General features: G+C 48.5%; 12 protein-coding genes and 1 tRNA gene. 11 read left to right on the top strand and 2 right to left on the bottom strand.

What is annotated here, in order from left to right; all coding sequences use genetic code 11:
* Positions 1-5: 5 nt before the first annotated feature.
* Positions 6-2306, top strand: a complete 2301-nt coding sequence (locus tag DW947_RS14010) for an alpha-L-rhamnosidase C-terminal domain-containing protein (RefSeq protein WP_070101232.1) — start codon at positions 6-8, stop codon at positions 2304-2306.
* 246 nt (positions 2307-2552) lie between these two features.
* Here DW947_RS14010 and DW947_RS14005 read toward each other — a convergent pair.
* A tRNA-Arg gene (locus DW947_RS14005) sits at positions 2553-2624 on the bottom strand.
* A 165-nt stretch (positions 2625-2789) separates the two neighbouring features.
* Between DW947_RS14005 and DW947_RS13995 the strand changes: the two genes are divergently transcribed.
* The 8 genes from DW947_RS13995 to DW947_RS13960 all read left to right on the top strand — a co-directional run bounded on the left by DW947_RS13995 (position 2790) and on the right by DW947_RS13960 (position 16022).
* Positions 2790-4637 (top strand): 2-oxoacid:acceptor oxidoreductase subunit alpha, encoded by a 1848-nt coding sequence (locus tag DW947_RS13995; RefSeq protein ID WP_057256557.1) that lies wholly within the window; start codon positions 2790-2792, stop codon positions 4635-4637.
* A gap of 99 nt (positions 4638-4736) precedes the next feature.
* On the top strand, positions 4737-5741 hold the full coding sequence (locus tag DW947_RS13990; protein ID WP_005830701.1) for a 2-oxoacid:ferredoxin oxidoreductase subunit beta: 1005 nt from the start codon (positions 4737-4739) through the stop codon (positions 5739-5741).
* A gap of 632 nt (positions 5742-6373) precedes the next feature.
* Positions 6374-9754 (top strand): SusC/RagA family TonB-linked outer membrane protein, encoded by a 3381-nt coding sequence (locus DW947_RS13985; RefSeq protein WP_374938690.1) that lies wholly within the window; start codon positions 6374-6376, stop codon positions 9752-9754.
* A 31-nt stretch (positions 9755-9785) separates the two neighbouring features.
* Complete coding sequence (locus tag DW947_RS13980) at positions 9786-11468, top strand: SusD/RagB family nutrient-binding outer membrane lipoprotein (RefSeq protein WP_008662569.1); 1683 nt, start codon at positions 9786-9788, stop codon at positions 11466-11468.
* 301 nt (positions 11469-11769) lie between these two features.
* A complete protein-coding gene (locus DW947_RS13975; protein WP_008662567.1) occupies positions 11770-13278 on the top strand; it encodes an amino acid adenylation domain-containing protein in 1509 nt (502 codons plus the stop codon).
* An 8-nt stretch (positions 13279-13286) separates the two neighbouring features.
* Positions 13287-13529 (top strand): acyl carrier protein, encoded by a 243-nt coding sequence (locus DW947_RS13970; protein ID WP_005830717.1) that lies wholly within the window; start codon positions 13287-13289, stop codon positions 13527-13529.
* A 3-nt stretch (positions 13530-13532) separates the two neighbouring features.
* Positions 13533-14921 carry an MBOAT family O-acyltransferase gene (locus DW947_RS13965; RefSeq protein WP_008662563.1) on the top strand — a complete coding sequence of 463 codons (1389 nt, stop codon included), beginning with the start codon at positions 13533-13535 and terminating at the stop codon, positions 14919-14921.
* Positions 14922-14933: 12 nt separating this feature from the next.
* On the top strand, positions 14934-16022 hold the full coding sequence (locus DW947_RS13960; protein ID WP_005830721.1) for a hypothetical protein: 1089 nt from the start codon (positions 14934-14936) through the stop codon (positions 16020-16022).
* On the opposite strand, the gene upp is transcribed toward DW947_RS13960, so the two are convergent.
* A complete protein-coding gene (upp, locus tag DW947_RS13955; protein ID WP_005830723.1) occupies positions 15965-16624 on the bottom strand; it encodes a uracil phosphoribosyltransferase in 660 nt (219 codons plus the stop codon). The two genes, DW947_RS13960 and upp, sit on opposite strands and share 58 nt — an antisense overlap.
* Before the next feature lie 293 nt (positions 16625-16917).
* Here upp and pckA point away from each other — a divergent pair, with 293 nt between their 5' ends.
* Both pckA and DW947_RS13945 read left to right on the top strand, forming a co-directional pair.
* Positions 16918-18525, top strand: a complete 1608-nt coding sequence (pckA, locus tag DW947_RS13950) for a phosphoenolpyruvate carboxykinase (ATP) (protein WP_008662559.1) — start codon at positions 16918-16920, stop codon at positions 18523-18525.
* Between the two features lie 137 nt (positions 18526-18662).
* A complete protein-coding gene (locus tag DW947_RS13945) occupies positions 18663-19310 on the top strand; it encodes a nitroreductase family protein (protein ID WP_008662557.1) in 648 nt (215 codons plus the stop codon).
* Positions 19311-19393 lie beyond the last annotated feature (83 nt).

Raw genomic sequence — 19393 nt, 5'->3', positions numbered from 1 at the left:
TGAATATGAAGAAGAGTGTTTTCGTTTTATTTTCTCTTTGCCTGGCACTATCCTGCGACGCGTCTGTATGGCCGGCTGTATGGATTGGTTGCCACGCAGAAAAATCGGGCGCGGATCTGCGTGTCGCCTATTTCCGTAAAAGCGCGCAGTTAAACACGGTGCCCGACGCGCACCTGATACGCGTATCGGCAGACAATAGGTATAAACTCTTTGTCAATGGAGTACTTGTTTCTCTGGGACCGGCGCGCAGCGATCTCAGCAACTGGAATTACGAAACGGTGGATATCGCACCCTACCTTCGCCAAGGGAAAAACACCCTGGCAGCCGTAGTATGGAACTATGGAGAGAAGCGTCCGATGGCACAAATGGGAACCAACGAGATTGCCCTATTGGTATGTGCCGACGGAGCAGACCCGGTGTTCAACACCGATTGGAATTGGCAGGTGCTGACGGGCGAATCCTATTCATCGCTCGACGACTTTGTAGTGCCCGGCTACTATGCGGCCGACCGCGGTGAGCGGTTTGACGCCAACAACTACCCCTGGGGATGGCAAACAGAGCAAGAAGCCCCCGGATTCGATTGGAAGCAAGCCCGGAACCTGGATGCGGCAGCCGACAAGGGTACACGCGACCGTGGAGGCCGCCTCCTTGTGCCTCGCTCCATACCACAAATGGAGATGCGCGAGGTGTCGGCAGGCGATATCAACTTGCCACTGACCGTTGCTCCACATACAAGAACGTCGGTATTGATTGATCGCGACTCGCTCACCAATGCCTATCTCCACCTGACCACTTCAGGCGGCAAGGGGGCTAGTGTGGAAGTATGTTACGCCGAGGCACTGTTCAATCCCGATATGCCCGACATCTGGCATGCCACCAAACCACATCGCGATGAGACAACAGGCAAAGTTATGATGGGAGTGAAAGACCAGTTCCTGATGGATGGGGGTACGCATCGGCAGACGACTACACTTTGGTGGCGTACCTGGCGTTATCTGGAACTGACGGTGGAAACAGCCGACGAAGCATTAACTATCGAATGCCTGGGAGCCACCTTCACGGCCTATCCGCTAAAGAAGGAGAGTCACCTGCGCGCAGGTCGGGAACTGGAGCAAATGGAGAAGATAGGCTGGCGCACCGCCCGCCTCTGTGCCAACGAAACCTATATGGACTGCCCCTATTACGAACAGCTTCAATATTTTGGCGACGCCCGGATTCAGGCCATGCTCACCCTGTACAACACCCGCGACACACTCCTGCCCCGGCACGCCATCGAGCAGGGACGCATGTCGATGACCGCCGACGGGCTGACACAAAGCCGTTACCCTTCGGCCTCGCCACAGATGATATCCTCCTATTCGCTCAGTTGGATAGGTATGCTCTACGACTACTGGATGATGCGCGACGGACATCAGTGGCTCCGTCAATACCTGCCCGCCGCTCGTCACATCATAGGCTGCTACGAGGAATACTTGCGGACCGACAAGAGTCTGGCGCGTATGCCCCATTGGTTCTTTGCCGATTGGGCCATGGGTTTCGACTATGGAGAACCCAACTACGGTCAAGACGGCAGCTCGGCCTATCAAAATCTGGTGTTTGTTATGGCACTGCGCGAACAGGCCGCTATGGAAAAGGCTTTCGGCTTAGAAGTTTTGGGAAATTATTACCATGATTTAGCTCGTCAGATAACCGCCGCCATCAAAGTCAAATACTGGAACAGCGCGCGCGGATTGTTGGCCGATACTCCTGAACACGATGTTTATTCACAACACGTCAATGCCCTGGCCATACTGGCTGAGGTGCTTGAAGAACACGAAGCGCAAGAGGTGTGCCGCAAGATGCTTGATGATACTACACTCATCCAAGCCACTTTCTATTTCCGCTATTTCGTACAGCAAGCCATGGATAAGGTCGGCATGGCCAACCGCTTGCTCGATACCCTGCAGCCCTGGCGAGACCAGCTTGCCATCGGGCTCACCACCTGGGCAGAAAATCCCGAACCGTCGCGCTCCGACTGTCATGCCTGGAGTGCCCATCTCAATATCGAGTTCTATCGTATGTTGTTGGGCATTCACTCTGCCGCTCCGGGGTTTGCCAAAGTTCGTCTGACTCCTGCTCTTGGTCACCTGTCGGAGGCATCAGGCTCCATACCCCATCCGTTGGGTAGCATCTCTGTAGCATACCTAAAGACGGGCCAAACCTTGCATGCCCGGATTGTGCTTCCGGAAGGAGTCCACGCTACCCTTGAATGGAAAGGTCAATGCGTGGAAGTAGAACATTCGCAGGAGTTAGTTATAGCAGAATAAAAACTTATTTATGTTTTATCAAAATCTCAATACGTTCGAATGAAAAAAATACCAAGATAACTTCTGAGCGGATAGCTATAGGCTATTCGCTCATTTTTTACCGGACAGTAATGGATGATGAATTGGACCGAAAAAACCTCCGCTTTAAATGTAGCCATATCTTTATTTGTAGAACATCTTACTGCAAAAGTAGCCTTATTTTGCGGATTCTGCGGAAACTCCACACTATCTAAATCTGTTATTTTGTACCCCTGAGCAGAATCGAACTGCTATTTAACGTTTAGGAAACGCTTGTTCTATCCGTTGAACTACAAGGGCTTTTGCATAGATTCTGCATATTGCAGTAGATTGCGGATGCAAAGATAATGTATTCTGTCGATTTTCCGAAAAAAGTTTTGTTAATCCGATTAACTTTACGAAATTTGTCGGTCAGTGATAGAATACAGTAACCCCCAAAAATTAATCTATAGTAATTCGTAAGTTATGGCAAACGACATGATGGTCAAAGAACTGGAGCAAGTGGTAGTCCGCTTCTCCGGAGACTCCGGCGATGGTATGCAGCTCGCCGGCAACATCTTTTCAACAGTTTCGGCTACCGTGGGCAATGATATCAGTACATTCCCCGACTATCCGGCAGATATCCGCGCCCCGCAAGGCTCACTTACCGGTGTTTCCGGTTTTCAGGTACATATCGGTGCAGAGAAAGTCTATACCCCGGGTGACAAATGCGACGTATTGGTAGCGATGAACGCCGCCGCACTGAAAACCCAATATAAGTTTGCTAAATCCACTGCTTGCATCATCATCGATACAGATGCTTTCCAGAAGTCAGATTTGGAAAAGGCCGCTTTCAAGACCGATAATCCGATAGAGGAAATGGGTATTAAGCAGGATGTCATCGCCGCCCCCATCTCAAAGATGGTGAAAGACTGCCTTGCCGACACCGGAATGGACAACAAATCCATGCTGAAATGCCGCAATATGTTTGCAGTAGGCCTGGTATGCTGGCTGTTCAACCGCGACTTGAAGATAGCCGAAGATTTCATCCGCGAGAAATTCGCCAAAAAGCCCGAAATTGCCGAAGCAAACATCAAGGTCATCCATGCAGGATATGACTATGGACACAACACCCATGCTTCCGTAGCCCACACATATAAGATTGAAAGCAAAACCACCGTTCCCGGCAGATACATGGATATCACGGGGAACAAAGCGACTGCTTACGGTTTCATCGCCGCAGCTGAAAAGGCTGGCTTGAAGCTATTCCTCGGCTCCTATCCCATTACTCCGGCAACCGATGTACTGCACGAACTCTCCAAGCACAAGTCTCTGGGCGTGATGACCGTGCAGTGCGAAGACGAGATTTCCGGTTGCGCCACTTCTATCGGCGCCGCTTTTGCAGGTGCGCTGGCTGTGACCTCCACTTCCGGTCCCGGTGTCTGCCTGAAATCGGAAGCCATGAACCTGGCAGTCATTACAGAACTTCCGCTGGTTGTGCTCGACGTGCAACGTGGCGGTCCTTCTACCGGTCTGCCCACCAAGTCAGAGCAGACAGACTTGTTGCAGGCATTGTTCGGCCGCAACGGTGAAAGCCCAATGCCCGTCATTGCCGCCTCTTCACCCACAAGCTGTTTCGACGCAGCCTACATGGCAAGCAAAATTGCACTGGAGCATATGACCCCGGTCGTATTGCTGACCGACGGCTTTGTAGCCAATGGCTCCGGCGCCTGGAAGCTGCCCAAACTGGCAGACTATCCCGCCATCACCCCTCCCTACGTGACTTCCGAAATGAAGGACAACTATACTCCGTACAAACGCAATCCCGAAACAGGTGTCCGCTATTGGGCCATCCCCGGACAAGAAGGTTATATGCACATCCTCGGCGGTCTGGAGAAAGACAGCAATACCGGTGCCATCTCCACCGATCCCGAAAACCATGACTTGATGTGCCACCTGCGTGCCGAGAAGGTTGCCAAAATCCCCGTACCTGATGTAGAAGTGCAAGGCTGTGCAGACGATGCCGATTTGCTGATTGTCGGTTTCGGCGGCACATACGGCCACTTGTATTCGGCCATGGAAGAGATGAACAAGGCAGGCAAGAAGGTTGCCCTCGCCCACTTCACTTATCTGAATCCGCTCCCCAAGAACACGGAAACCGTTCTGAAGAAGTACAAGAAGGTGGTAGTTGCCGAACAGAATCTCGGACAATTTGCAGGTTATCTACGTATGAAGATAGACAACTTCACCCCGTACCAGTTCAACGAAGTCAAAGGACAACCGTTCGTCGTTGCCGAGCTGGTCGCAGCGTTCAATAAATTAATTGATAATTGACAGTTGACAATTGATAATAACCATGCGTAATATGCGGATTATCAATGACCAGCCACCAATTATCAACTATCAATTATCAACTATCAATTAAAAAAGATTATGTGCGAATATACAGCAAAAGACTATAAAAAAGGACAACCCCGTTGGTGTCCGGGTTGTGGTGACCACTTCTTTCTGGCTTCACTGCACAAAGCAATGGCAGAAATTGGCAAAGCTCCTTGGGAGAATGCCGTCATCTCAGGTATCGGCTGCTCCAGCCGTCTGCCCTATTACATGAATACGTATGCGATGCAGACCATCCACGGACGTGCTGCTGCCATCTCTACAGGTGCCAAGGTTGCCAATCCCAACCTGACGGTATGGCAAATCTCCGGCGACGGTGACGGTCTGGCCATCGGCGGTAATCACTTCATCCACGCCGTACGCCGTAACATCGACCTAAACATGATTCTGCTGAACAACCGCATCTACGGTCTGACCAAAGGTCAATATTCTCCGACCTCTCCACGTGGTTTCGTCAGCAAGTCGTCTCCCTACGGTACGGTAGAAGATCCATTCCATCCGGCAGAGCTTTGCTTCGGTGCCCGCGGCCGTTTCTTTGCCCGCGCGGTAGCTACCGATGCTCCGGGGACCGTAGAAGTATTGAAGGCAGCTATGGCCCACAAGGGCGCATCCGTTTGCGAGATTCTGCAGAACTGCGTTATCTTTAATAACGGTACGCATGACTCCGTGGCCAAAAAGGAAGACCGCGCCAAGAATGCCATCTACTTAAAACACGGCGAACCGATGCTCTTCGGCGAGAACAACGAATACGGACTGATGCAGGAAGGCTTTGGTCTGAAAGTCGTGAAACTCGGTGAGAACGGCATTACAGAGAAGGATATCCTCATCCACGATGCCCACTGCATGGACAACACCCTGCAACTGAAGCTTGCCCTGATGGAAGGTCCCGACTTCCCGATTGCACTCGGTGTTATCCGCGATGTGGAAGCTCCTACTTACGACGATGCCGTTCATGAACAAATCGAAGAGGTGTCTGCCAAGAAGAAGTATCACAACTTCGAGGAATTATTGATGACGAATGATACGTGGGAAGTAAAATAAACCACTAAGATTTATTAATATCATGTTTGCACGAAACAAATAAGGTGCAAACATGATATTAATTTCCTAAAAGTAAGAGTACCCCCTCCCTATCCTTTCTCTCACAAACATAGATACTTATTACGCCAAACATCAGTTCTTCCATCAAGAATAACTATATTTGCCACAGTAACCATAGTAGTCACATTTTGAAAGTAATTCTCAGACTTATACTGGCTTAATATCAGTCTCACAAACTGCAGGCTGATAGCTCTTTCGTTCGAGTAATCCTTCCCGGATAAAGGTCAAAAACACTCCCACCCTGAAAAGAAAATGCAACCACTGCAACTGTACCAGATTTTATTGCAGTGATAGAGCATACCTCCGATGAACAAGGCTACCAATAAGGGTCGACAACAAGACTTCAAGGAAAGAGAGGGAAATTGTGGAATACCTACTGTGGATTTTTTCCACATCTCCACACCACAAACACCCGAACTTCCCTTTTTCCCGATAGAAAATAAGCAATTGATTATCAACATTATTCATCCTTAAAAGGATAGTCTGCCTTTCGTTTGGCATACCTCTTGCTAAAATATCCACCGAAAGGACGTAACATTTATAATAAGATAAATCAATTATTTTTCAGTAGTATGAAAATCAGGATGAGAAAACGGTGTGACATTCCACATTCAGCGTCGCACTTCCAAAAAAGTTTGATTATTGCAAGTTGGTTATTAGCATTTCTTTTCACCGGAACAGCCTTCGCACAAGAAAACCGAACCATTAAAGGCATTGTGAGAGATGTAACAGGAGAACCGCTTATCGGTGCCAGCGTCATACAGAAAGGTACCAACAACGGCGTCATTACCGATGTGGACGGCAACTTCACACTGACCGTTCCTGCAGATGCAACACTCTCTATCGCTTACATGGGCTATGCCACCCGGGAGATAAACCTGGCAAAACGAAAAAAGCAAGGCGACCTGAAGATTACACTCAGCGAAGATACCCAGCAACTGAAAGAAGTCGTAGTAACGGCAATGGGCATCAAAAAAGACACGAAACGTGTCGGTTATGCCATCAGTACCATCAGTGCAGACGAATTGGTAAAGGCAGGAGCACCCAATTTTGCCTCTGCCATGTACGGTAAAGCACCGGGAGTCCGCATCACACAGACACAAGGCGGTTCTGCCGGAGCTGTCTCCATCAACGTACGCGGCCTGACCTCCATCACTGGAAATAACCAGCCACTCATCATTCTGGACGGTGTACCCATCCGCAACGGCGGCACGGGCAAAAGCACGGACTTCGCCGAATTCGGCAACGACGGACAAATCCGTTCCAATGGTCTGGTAGACATCAACCCAGAGGACATCGAGAGCCTCAGTATTCTGAAAGGAGCTTCCGCCACAGCTCTCTACGGCTCGGAGGCTGCAAACGGTGCGGTAGTCATCACCAGCAAGCGCGCCAAAAGCGGCAAGCTGACGGTGGACTTCAATGCCCAAGTCATGGCAAACTTACCGGCTTATCTGCCAAAAGTACAGACCGTATACGGGCCGGGAACCTACAACACCGCATACAGCGATTATGAGAAACAGACGGGAGGCTTCTATCAGAGAACCCTAAACGGACAAAGCTACAAAAGCCTCCGTTCCACCACCTTGTCCTTCGGCCCGAAATACGACGGCAGCGAGGTACTTTACTGGGACGGGAAGATGCGCCCCTACCAGGCATTGACCGACAACCCGTGGAAAGAGTTGTTTCGCACCGGCTGGACCCAGACTTACAATCTCGCCATCTCACAAGGGACGGAAACCACCAGCAACCGCTTTTCCTACACATTCATGGACGAGATCCCCAATGCCCTGACCGGAAGCTTCACTAAACACAACTTCAAGCTGACCGGTTCGTATCAACTGGCGAAACCGCTGAAACTGGAATACTCCCTTAACTACATCGTACAGAATGTAGAAGACCGTCCGCAAACCTCGCTCAACCTATACAGCGGTTTCGGCAACATGTTCTCCACCTTCCTGGACATTCCCTATCTGAAACAAAGCTACGTCACCAGTCTGGGATACCGTAATACCTTTGTCGGAGGAAACGCCACGCTGACTCCTGAGGAATCATGGGCCTACGACCCCAGTTACGCCACCGGAGTGAACAACATGCTGTGGAATATGTACCATCACCATAGCGACGAGACAGAGAACCGGCTCATCGGTATGATTCGCCCCACCTGGCAGATAACCAACTGGCTGAGTCTACGTGCCCAGGTTTCAACTGATATCACAGATGTGAAGCAAACACTGAAATATGAAAGCGAACAACCCAATTCCCTATACGACCCCAACGGTAGCTTCCAGTCCATCAACCGCCGTTACGACATCGTTTATGGAGATGTTATGTTGAATTTCAACTATAATATCAACCGCTTCGACATTGCCGCCACCGTAGGCTGGACCGGACGCTACGAAAATATGAACAATATCAGGGTTTCCACCAATGGCGGGCTTGTCACGGAAAACTGGTTCGACCTCAATGCCAGCCGCTACACGCCAAGCAGTACCCTGCAACGTATGGAACTACTGAAAACCGGCTATATGGGTACACTGAGCCTGGGATGGGACAACTATCTATTCCTTGAACTGACCGGACGCCAGGAACGCTCGTCTACCCTAAAAGACCAGAGTTTTTTCTATCCTTCCACCAATCTGAGTTTCCTCTTCACCCAAGCCTTTCACATGCCGTCATGGTGGAACTATGGAAAACTGCGCCTCTCATACGGTATCGTAGGAAATGCTCCTGAAACCTATACCGCCAATATCGTCTACGAGCAAGGTTCGGACAACGGATTCACTTGGAACACCATTCCCTCTTCATGGGGAAATGCAGATATCCGTCCGGAAAAGAAGTACGAATACGAGATAGGTCTGGAAAGCAAGTTCTTAAACAACCGGTTGGGTATAGATGTATCCTACTACAACAACCGTGTAAAGGACCAGATACTCTCCACGCCGCAACCTTCCACATCAGGCGTAAAGAATGTGTTGATGAATGTGGGCGAGGTAGCCAACCACGGCTGGGATATATCAATCAGTGCCACTCCCATACTGACCAGAGATTTCCGCTGGGACCTGACAGCCAACTATGGTGTATATAAGAACAAAGTGGTGAAACTGGCCGATGGAGTGCCCTATCTGGAAATACTCAACTCCGGAGGCAGTGGAATAAAAATACAAGCTGTGGAAGGCCAGCCAATGGGTGACATCTATGCGCAAGTTCCCCAGGTGAACGAAAACGGTGAGTACCTCGTTTCCGATAAAGGTCTTTACCTCAACCAAACCGAATTGCAGAAAGTCGGCAACATCAATCCGGCAGGCGTAGGAGGTCTATTCAACTCTTTCTCCTACAAGAATGTATTCCTCGATTTCAGTATCGACTTCCGTATCGGAGGAGATGTCATCAACGAAATGAACCAATATGCCACCGCAGTGGGTCTGACACCCGAATCCCTGAAGTACCGTGATACGGAACACGGCGGACTATCCTATTACTATCCGGGCGACAACAATTCCAGCGGAATTCCGGTACAAGTAGACCCTTCCACGGGTGCCGGCCCCAACGGAGAGATAATCTACCACGACGGCATCATCCTTCCGGGTGTAGTGGCCTCCACTGGCGAAAGAAACACACGTATCATTCCGGCAGGCTATTACTACAACACCACCTATAATTGGGGAACGGAGGCCGAACAGCTGACATACCGCCATTCGGTATTCGACAATTCTTATGTCAAACTGCGTGAATTGACCATCGGCTACCAATTTCCCGAAAAGATGATCTCCAAACTGGGACTGGGCCGGCTGAGTGTGTCGGTCTTCGGACGTAATCTCTTCTACTTCTACAAAGCACTGAAAAACTACGATGCGGAGTCGTCCGTCGGAACATCCTGGGCCAACCAGGCTACCGTGGGAAGTTCTACCACAGCTACCCGCAGTTTCGGTGTTTCACTTCGTGCAAGTTTCTGACAAAACAACCATCCAAAAAACAAAAAAGAGTATGAAAAAGACAAAGATATTATCTCTTGTTTCATTGGGAGCATTCCTCCTGACAACATCAGGCTGTACGGATTATGACTTCGACAGCAAATACGAAGACCCCTCCAAAGTAACCCAAGTCACCATCAGTAATCTGATGGTAGGAGTCTTCCAAAAAGTAAAGGACTATGATGTTTACGAATACAACCGGTTCTTCGGATTCGATTCACAGTTTACGGGCAAGTATGCACAAACCTTCGGCTACTCCAACACTACGGATATGTATACCCCCGGCTATATACCCGCTATTGACGGACAGTGGGACAATGTGTATTCGGCACTGGCCCAGTTCCGTAAGCTGGAATCTCTCTACGAGGAAGAAAGCGCGGCAGAACAAGCCCAGGACGAGGCATTCTATCTTGCCGCCAAAGTACAGTTGTACGATTTCTTTGCCGCCACAGTGGACGTTTTCGGGGATATGCCTTTCTCGGAAGCTTGTACGCTGCCGCTTACCAACGATGTAGGTAAATCGTATGCTCATTATGACAAGGCCGAGGATATTTATAAAACCATTCTTGATGAGCTCAAAGAAATTGCTCCACGGTTCCGTTCCATCCCCACACCGAGGAACTTCAATACACAAGACTTTATCAACAACGGGGACATGGACAAATGGGAACGCTATGCAAACTCCTTGCGACTGCGCCTTGCCATGCGCGTAGCCGCGCAAGGAGACTTGCAGGCGGAAGGCCGTACCGCCATCAAGGAAATCCTGGAAAATCCGTCAGCCTATCCGTTGATAGAGGAACAAGAAAACAACATTCTCATTGTCAACCAGAAGTCTGGGCAACTGAACTTCACCGCAGGCCACGGACTGGGTGACTGGGTAACTAACCGACTTGCTTCGGGCGCCATCATCGACCGCATGCTGGGCCATGGCAACTATGATATGACCAGCAATGACCCACTGAGCGGCGTTTATGTGAAAGGAGAAGACGACCCGCGCATCCTGCTCAACTTCAATCCCGTGAAGATTACCAACCAAAACACCGGTCAATTGGACGAACACCGTTATCTGGGCACAGACCTTACCGTGGCAGATGAGCTGACGGAATATTACAACTCGCAGGCACAAGACGAAGTCAATACCAGCAACACCGGTTTCTCACAAATCACGCAGAAAGGTTTCTTTTGGGAAAACGATAAATTCGACATGCTGATAATGGCCTCACCCGAAATCCATTTCCTGAAAGCGGAATCCTATGAAATGGGGTATGGAGTGGCAAAGAATGAAGCAAAAGCGGAAGAAGAGTTCAAAAAGGCTGTCAGCCAGTCCATCACGCTTTACTACTATTACGACTCGGTAAGTACGGGTGAAAACGCACGCCGGTATAATGCCCCCACTGCCGAAGAAACAGCCTCTTTCGCTGCTGCCAAATGGAACAGCACGGAATATGCAGACAAGCTGGATGCTATCATTACCCAAAAGTGGCTGCATTTCGGTTTCCTAGCCAGTCGTGAGGCATGGAGTGATATCCGACGTACCGGCTATCCGTCCGGCCTGGCCTTCCCCGAAGTGGCCGGTACCATCACAAATGTGCCGAACCGCTGGAGATACCCGAATACGGAAGTCAACTACAATCCCTACTATAAAGAGGTGTCAGCCGAAGACACTTACTACCACAAACTGTTCTGGGCAAAATAAGGACTTTGTTCGCAAACCCATTTTGCCCGAAGAGTATATCATACTCACCACAGAATAACACGGATTAACACAGATTGCCTTAGGAGTTCTGATAATAAAGAGCTTTTAGCAGTGTTAATCCGTGTTATCCTGTGGTGAGTATGTATTTGCCCCCTCTGTTTCTTTTATTCCGAACAGTATCCCTCCTTTTTTAGAAATCTTAAGGATTTCCCGGTAGGGAGATTGCGGGAAACCACTGTCTTTAATGAACGACGGACAAACATCGCTTCCGCAAAAACTGAACTATAACATAACGGACTAAATGAAAAAGTATCCAAATGACTTGATTGGCGACATCATGAAAGCCTTCGGCAAATATGCCGACCGACCGGCATTCGTCATCGAAGACACGGCCTGCACTTATGGAGAGCTGGCAACTTGCGTACAGAAAATATCCTCCCTATTCAAGGACAGAGAAGACAAAATTATCGGCATCGTCGCAGAAAACAGACTGGAAACATACGCATCCATACTATCTGCACTGATTTGCGGAAAGACATACGTCATCCTGCATCCTTCCTACCCCAAACATAGGAACGACAGAATTGCCGACTCGGCAGGCATTCGCCTCGTGCTGCATACCGAGAATATCCATGTCTTGAACCTCGACACCCGGAATCTGGAACTGATATGTACCTCCGAAATAGAGCAGGCAGAGAACTCCGCCACGTTCCATGCCGCAGAAGACATCCTCCATACGGCAGAAGAGGAAAATGCCTACATCATCTTTACCTCCGGAAGCACGGGCGAACCCAAAGGAGTACCCATCTCCCGCCGTAACCTGAATGCTTTCTATACCGCCTACCACCGCCTCGGCTGGCAACTGGACGAGAACGACCGGATGCTGCAGATGTTCGAACTCACTTTTGACGTTTCCATCGTATCCTTTCTATATCCGCTGACGCTGGGTGCTTGCATATACACCGTTTCTCCGGAAGGCGTGAAATACATCAACGTAATTGAAACTCTGGAAAAATACGACCTGACCTTCGCTGCCGTGGCCCCTTCACTGCTCCAGCTGCTACGTCCCTATTTTCCGGAGATACACCTCCCCGCACTTAGATATCTAGTGGTTACTGCCGAGGCTTCTGACGCGGAGCTGTTGGATGCTTTCAGAAAATGTGTCCCCAATGCCTCTTTCATAAACCTATACGGACCGACAGAGGGAACCATCTACTGCACTGCCTACCGGATACCCGTCACCTCCTGCAAGCATCACAACGGCATGACCGCTATCGGAAGGCCTTTCGAAGGCATCGATGCCCTAATTATGGATAACGACGGTCGCCCGCTGCCTACCGGAGAAACCGGCGAACTATGGATTAGCGGCAATCAAGTGATGGGTGGATACTGGAATGCTCCCGAAAAAAACGGGGAATGCCTCGTAGAGACCGCCAATGGAAAAGTATACTACAAGACGGGAGACCTCTGCCGGATGGATGCCGACGGTGACATCATCTATTGCGGACGAAAAGACTCACAGATAAAGATACAAGGATTTCGCATCGAGCTGAGCGAGATTGAACATGTGGCAAAAAACTTTTTCAACGGTGAATGCCGTGTAGTCGTCATTCCCAAATACGACAACGGCAATCAGTGCGAACTACATCTCGTCGTAGAGAAGAAACAGCTCGACAAACAGCAGATGGAGGAATATCTGTATAGCAGGCTTCCCTACTACATGATTCCCAAGCATATGCATTGCCTGGAACAGTTTCCGCTGAACACCAGTAGCAAAACAGACAGAAAGAAAATACAAGAACTAATTTAAACTTGACAATGGATACACAGACTATTTTGAATGAAATGAGCCTCATCTTTCGGGAGGTACTGAAAAGAGAGAACATTGTACTTGACAATGAGACCACCGCCCAGGATGTGGAAGGATGGGATTCACTGACCAACATGCAACTGATAAACAAGATAGAGAAGAAATTCAATGTACGCTTCACCTTCAGAGATATTGTAAAACTCAAAAACGTGGGAGACATCTGCCATGCCATTTTAACCAAAACCAACTAGGAAATGTCATTCATATCCCTGAACTTCGTCGTACTGTTTGCGTGTACTTTCATTCTATACCATACGCTTCCTTCACGATTCAGAAAAGCGACCTTACTGACAGCCAGCTGCCTCTTCATAGGCTTCTACCACCTCGCTTTTCTGATAACGGCCCTCATCCTCACGCTTACCACCTTCTACCTTGGCAAATGGATAGGACAGGCCAAGCGGGAAAGCGGCATGAAGGGAATTTATTTTTCAGGTGTGTGTTTTCTGGTTGTAAGCTGGTTGGCATTCCGGTATGCTGACCGGCTTACAAACTGCCACATTCTCTTTCCACTGGGAATCTCTTTCTATACTTTCCAGGCCATTTCGTACCTGACAGAAATCTACTGGCAAGAAGAAGAACCGGAAAAGAGCCTGCCCGACTTCATGATATACATGCTCTTCTTCATGAAGTTCCTTTCCGGTCCCATAGAAAGAGCAAGTGACATGCTCCCCCAACTGAAGTCCTGCAAAGCCACGGACTATACATCCATGGTCTACGGAATGAGACTGATTGTCGTGGGACTAATAAAGAAACTGATACTGGCCGACTCCATCGCCCCATACATAGACGGTGTCTTCGGGTCGGTATACACAGCCTCGGGCGTGCAATTGCTGATGGCATGCCTCCTATATCCGATAGAGCTGTATGCCGACTTCTCCGGATATACCGACATCGCATTGGGAGGAGCGCGCATGCTGGGATTCAAGCTCAGCCCAAACTTCAACCGGCCGTTCATTGCACAGACCACTGCCGACTTCTGGCGCCGATGGCACATGTCGCTTTCATTCTGGGTACGCGACTATCTGTACCTCCCGTTGTCCTCGAACCTGCGTGGATGGGGACAATGGGGCGTATTTCTAAGTCTGGCGCTGACCTTCACGGGACTGGGTATCTGGCATGGTGCCGGATGGAACTTCGCTGTCTACGGACTAATTCAAGGTGTCATCATCTTCTACGAGATGAAGACCACAGCATTTCACCGCAGACTGAAAGCCCAATTGGGAAGCCGCTTATATGCCACATTATCCGTCGTAAGGACCTACCTACTTTTTGCCGTATCTCTGATATTCTTCCGGGCAAGTTCTATGGCCGAAGCGTTCCACTACATCAGCCACCTCTCCTTCGGCGTACATTACAGTTGGAAGGAAATGAACATCGGAATGCCGGACCACAACAGCATTGTGGCAGGAAGCGCACTCGTACTGATATTGGTTTACGAATATTTCATGTCCAAGCATGATTTGCTAGAAGCCCTCGGACGACAGCCGGCAGCCGTAAGATGGAGTATCTATTATCTGCTCGCCATAATACTTTTCACACTGGGACAGTTCAACTCGGACAGCTTCATATATTTACAATTTTGACAATAAAGACACATGATGAAGAAAAACAGCGAACGGAACGCAGCCATACGTTTCATGAAAAAGCTCTTTATCCTTTTTATCCCTTTTATAGCCCTACTGGCAGTCTATTTCCTGGACGACCCTTTCATGGTCCTGAAGAACTATGAACGATACGACCAAACCCCGGTTGTACTAAACGAAGGGCACGTGGGGTGGCAGATGTATCTGAACAACCGGGATACCATCCCCATCGACTCCTATATCATGGGAAACTCCTGCACTATGGCTTATCAATGCCATGAATGGGAGAAATACCTCCACGGCGGAAGAGCCGTACGGCTATTCGGAAATGCCGAAAGCCTTGCCGCCGTCTGCCTGAAGCTGAAGGCACTGGACAAGGCAGGTGCAACAATCAAGAACCTGCTGCTGATTATCGACAAGGAATCATTGCACAACGACCGTTGCCTGACCGGACATTCCAACATTCTGCCACCCGCCATATCGGGAATAAGCAGCTTCAAGTTTCAGAAGGAATTCTGCCAAGCCTTCTTCTACCCGAACTTTCTCTTCCCCTATCTGGACTACAAGCTGTTCCATACCTATCGCCCTTACATGAAAGGGGTTATAAACCCCTATGGCTCCACCCGAAACCCGGTAACCAATGACGTGTTAAATCCCAGAGAGAAAATGATAAAGGAAGAGGGAGATAAGTACTGGGAAAACCGGAAAGGAGAATTCACCAAAGAGAAAATGAAGAATTATAGAGACGGGAAATACCGGGAAGCCCCCCAAGTGCTCAGGGAAAAGCAAATCAATCTGTTGCAGGAAATAAAGTGGATTTGCCGGAAACATGATACCGATGTAAAAATCATTATCAGTCCCGACTACCTGCAAGTCAACATAAACCCTGCCGACGTAAAGACACTGAAGCGCTTCTTCGGAAAACGGAATGTATTTGATTTCACCGGTATCAACGAATACACGGAAGACATCCACAATTATTATGAACCGGGTCATTATAGGCCCGCACTTGGGAAAAGGCTGATGGAAAAGATATATGAACCTTATATCTTGTCACCGAACGCCAAATCTCCGGCATCTCCCAGCCCGGGAACGATATAGGAATGCTCGTTCATCTCCGGGTCGATTGCTGCACACCACAAGGTCACTTCATCTCCAGGGAACAGCTTTTCCAGATGCTCTACGCCCTGCTGGCTGGCTATGACACAAGCTATCTGCAACTTGGCCGGCATCCCCTTGGTGACGAAGGCCTTCCAGGCCAATTCCATACTTTCTCCCGTGGCAAGCATCGGGTCTACAATCAATAATGTCTTCTTGGACAAATCCGGAGTAGCGATGTATTCGATGTGTACATCCACCGTACGGCATTCCTTATCCTTATAATAACGGTAAGCGGAAACAAAAGCGTTCCCGGCATGGTCGAACATATTCAAGAATCCAGTATGCAAAGGCAATCCGGCACGGAAAACAGTGGCAATCACCACCTCGTCATCGGGTGTGCTGACCGACGCCACCCCCAAGGGAGTCTGTACCTGCTTGACAGAATACGTCAGTTCCTTACTCATTTCATACGCCATTATCTCTCCAATGCGTTCAATATTACGGCGGAAGCGCATACGGTCGCCCTGGACTGCTACATCACGAATTTCCGCCACGTATTGGTTCAAGACAGAATTTGTCTCGGCAAAGTTGATAACCTTCATAATTATAGAATGTTTTGATGTGCAAAGTAAACGAATTTCACCCAATTTGCAACATTCAGTTAGCAGATATTGTTATGGTTTTATAAAAGATTTCCTATTAGAGAAAAATTTCTCTAATAGAGCTTTTCTTTAAAAAGAAAGTATTACTTTTGTAGGCGAAAAACAAGGGACCTGCTGAAAAGCAGGAAAAAAAGAGCTTTTCTACACCCGTTTTCCCTTGTAAATCAAAGGTAAAAAGAGATTAAGGAAAGAGATTATAAACCAAATACCAACATTTTAAATCATTAAAAGAAATGGCAAATTTAGATTTAAGCAAGTACGGTATCCAAGACGTGAAGGAAATTATCCACAACCCGTCTTACGATGTACTGTTCGCAGAAGAAACCAAACCAGGTTTGGAAGGTTTTGAAAAAGGTCAGGTAACTGAACTGGGTGCTGTAAATGTAATGACAGGTATCTATACCGGTCGTTCTCCTAAAGATAAATTCTTCGTAATGAATGAAGCCAGCAAGGATTCTGTATGGTGGACTTCTGAAGAATACAAAAACGACAACAAACCTTGCTCTGAAGAAGCTTGGGCTGACTTGAAAGCTAAAGCTGTTAAGCAGCTGAGCGGCAAGCGTCTGTTTGTTGTTGATACCTTCTGTGGTGCCAACCCCGCTACTCGTATGAAAGTACGTTTCATCATGGAAGTGGCATGGCAGGCTCACTTCGTAACTAACATGTTCATCCGCCCGACTGCTGAAGAACTGGCTAACTACGGAGAACCCGATTTCGTATCATTCAACGCTTCTAAGGCAAAAGTTGACAACTACAAGGAACTGGGTCTGAACTCTGAAACAGCTACTGTATTCAACTTGAAGACCAACGAACAGGTTATCTTGAACACTTGGTACGGCGGTGAAATGAAGAAGGGTATGTTCTCTATCATGAACTACAAGAACCCGTTGCGTGGTATCGCTTCTATGCACTGCTCTGCCAACACTAACATGGAAGGCACTGACTCTGCTATCTTCTTCGGTCTGTCTGGTACAGGTAAGACTACTTTGTCAACTGACCCGAAACGTCTGTTGATCGGTGACGATGAACACGGATGGGATGACGAAGGTGTATTCAACTACGAAGGTGGTTGCTACGCTAAGGTTATCAACTTGGATAAAGAAAGCGAACCCGATATCTACGCTGCCATCAAGCGTGACGCTCTGTTGGAGAATGTTACAGTAGCTGCTGACGGTAAGATTGACTTCGCTGACAAGAGCGTAACAGAAAACACTCGTGTTTCTTATCCTATCTACCACATCAATAACATTGTTAAACCGGTTTCTAAGGGTCCTCACGCTCACCAGGTAATCTTCTTGTCTGCTGACGCATTCGGTGTATTACCTCCGGTATCTATCCTGAACCCTGAACAAGCTCAGTACTACTTCTTGTCTGGCTTTACTGCTAAGTTGGCTGGTACAGAACGTGGCATCACTGAACCGACTCCGACATTCTCTGCTTGCTTCGGTGCTGCTTTCTTGAGCTTGCATCCTACTAAATATGCAGAAGAATTGGTTAAGAAGATGAACAAGGTTGGTGCTAAGGCATACTTGGTTAACACTGGTTGGAACGGTAGCGGCAAACGTATCTCTATCAAAGATACTCGTGGTATCATCGACGCTATCCTCGACGGTTCTATCGACAAGGCTCCGACGAAGGTTATTCCTTTCTTCGACTTCGTGGTTCCTACTGAATTGCCTAATGTAGATCCGAAGATTCTTGATCCTCGCGATACTTACGAATGCGCTTGCCAATGGGAAGAAAAAGCAAAAGACCTGGCTGGCCGCTTCATCAAGAACTTCGCTAAGTTCACTGGCAACGAAGCTGGTAAGGCTTTGGTTGCTGCTGGTCCGAAGCTCTAATCTGACAATAAAGTTAGAAACATATGGAAAAGGTATCTCCTCCGGGAGATGCCTTTTTTCTTTTTTAATATCTCTATCTCATTGATAATCCGAAAGTTTTAGTAGTTTTGCAGAAACCATTATTCAAATAAAGCAATATGAAAAGTATCAGATTGATGTTGGCAGGCGCAAGTTTGTTACTGCTCTGCAGTTGCGGTGCCCAGGTCCAGAAAGAGACCCAAGTTGCCAATGCAAATGAAAGCAAAGAGAATGCGGTGATTGAAACCATCATGTCACGCCGCAGCATCCGCCAGTACAAACCGCAAGCCGTGAATCGCGACACCATGCAGATTATCCTGGATTGCGGTATCAATGCACCCAACGGACAGAACAAGCAATCGTGGGAAGTGCGTGTAGTGGATAACCCGGATTTCATCAACGGCATTACGGAAATCTACAAGAAGGAAAATCCCAAAGCCGCCGAAGACCCGAAATTCAAGAACATGTTTCGCAACGCTTCTACAGTAGTATTTATTGCCAATGACCCGTCTTATGACCTTTCGCAGATTGACTGCGGACTGCTGGGTGAGAATATGATTCTATCAGCCTGGTCCATGGGAATCGGTTCTTGCTGCTTGGGCGGTCCCACGCGCTTCATGACCTCTACTCCGGCTGCTGCCGAATACCTGAAGAAACTGGATATTCCGGAAGGCTATCAGCTACTTTACTGTATCGCTTTCGGCTATCCGGACGAAACGCCCGCTGCCAAACCCCGTAATGCGGCAAAGGTAAAATTCATCGATTGACTTTCGTTTGAATGACGACAATAAACAAGGAGTGCCTCACCTTTCGGCGGGGCACTCCTTTCATATATAACAACTAAAACTCT

It is taken from the genome of Bacteroides sp. AM44-19, assembly GCF_003603395.1.
Classification (GTDB): Bacteria; Bacteroidota; Bacteroidia; order Bacteroidales; family Bacteroidaceae; genus Bacteroides; species Bacteroides uniformis.
The sequence above is the reverse complement of the archived record's forward strand: the minus strand, read 5'-3'. Positions and strand labels throughout refer to the sequence as shown.

Bases quoted from the DNA above. Each gene is read 5' to 3' on its own strand.
- DW947_RS13960 (WP_005830721.1), top strand. From the start codon at position 14,934: ATGATGAAGAAAAACAGCGAACGGAACGCAGCCATACGTTTCATGAAA.
- DW947_RS13985 (WP_374938690.1), top strand. From the start codon at position 6,374: ATGAAAATCAGGATGAGAAAACGGTGTGACATTCCACATTCAGCGTCG.
- DW947_RS13975 (WP_008662567.1), top strand. From the start codon at position 11,770: ATGAAAAAGTATCCAAATGACTTGATTGGCGACATCATGAAAGCCTTC.
- DW947_RS14010 (WP_070101232.1), top strand. From the start codon at position 6: ATGAAGAAGAGTGTTTTCGTTTTATTTTCTCTTTGCCTGGCACTATCC.
- DW947_RS13995 (WP_057256557.1), top strand. From the start codon at position 2,790: ATGGCAAACGACATGATGGTCAAAGAACTGGAGCAAGTGGTAGTCCGC.
- DW947_RS13990 (WP_005830701.1), top strand. From the start codon at position 4,737: ATGTGCGAATATACAGCAAAAGACTATAAAAAAGGACAACCCCGTTGG.
- pckA (WP_008662559.1), top strand. From the start codon at position 16,918: ATGGCAAATTTAGATTTAAGCAAGTACGGTATCCAAGACGTGAAGGAA.
- DW947_RS13965 (WP_008662563.1), top strand. From the start codon at position 13,533: ATGTCATTCATATCCCTGAACTTCGTCGTACTGTTTGCGTGTACTTTC.
- DW947_RS13945 (WP_008662557.1), top strand. From the start codon at position 18,663: ATGAAAAGTATCAGATTGATGTTGGCAGGCGCAAGTTTGTTACTGCTC.
- upp (WP_005830723.1), bottom strand. From the start codon at position 16,624: ATGAAGGTTATCAACTTTGCCGAGACAAATTCTGTCTTGAACCAATAC.
- DW947_RS13970 (WP_005830717.1), top strand. From the start codon at position 13,287: ATGGATACACAGACTATTTTGAATGAAATGAGCCTCATCTTTCGGGAG.
- DW947_RS13980 (WP_008662569.1), top strand. From the start codon at position 9,786: ATGAAAAAGACAAAGATATTATCTCTTGTTTCATTGGGAGCATTCCTC.